1 protein-coding gene is annotated in these 291 nt (G+C 51.5%); it reads left to right on the top strand.

The features are described from left to right. Positions 1 to 291 (top strand): hypothetical protein (locus K6753_RS14495; protein WP_223677172.1); only part of this gene is annotated, 291 nt, incomplete at both ends.

The following is a 291-nucleotide window of genomic DNA, read 5'->3' as shown; positions in this document are numbered from 1 at the left end:
AGAACGCGAGACTTTGGGGGCCGTCGACGAGTCAAAACTGCTCGAAGAGCTATCTCAATGGCATCCCGCAGTCAGAAGGGACATACTACGTTTCAACAACGTGTTTAGGAACAATCTGGAGACGGCTGGAATCGTTGACAGCGACGGCACAATCATCTTCAAGAGCGACACTCCCAGCACGGCGGAGAAGAAACGGCTGACTTGTGAGGAAGAGGCAGTTCGGATGACCTCACTATGGGAAGATCCACTGTCCAAATTGGATAACGGGGAGAGTATAGTGGACTACGATGA

The organism is Novilysobacter selenitireducens (assembly GCF_020026895.1).
GTDB lineage: Bacteria > Pseudomonadota > Gammaproteobacteria > Xanthomonadales > Xanthomonadaceae > Lysobacter_C > Lysobacter_C selenitireducens.
This window is presented reverse-complemented; position numbering and strand designations above follow the sequence as displayed.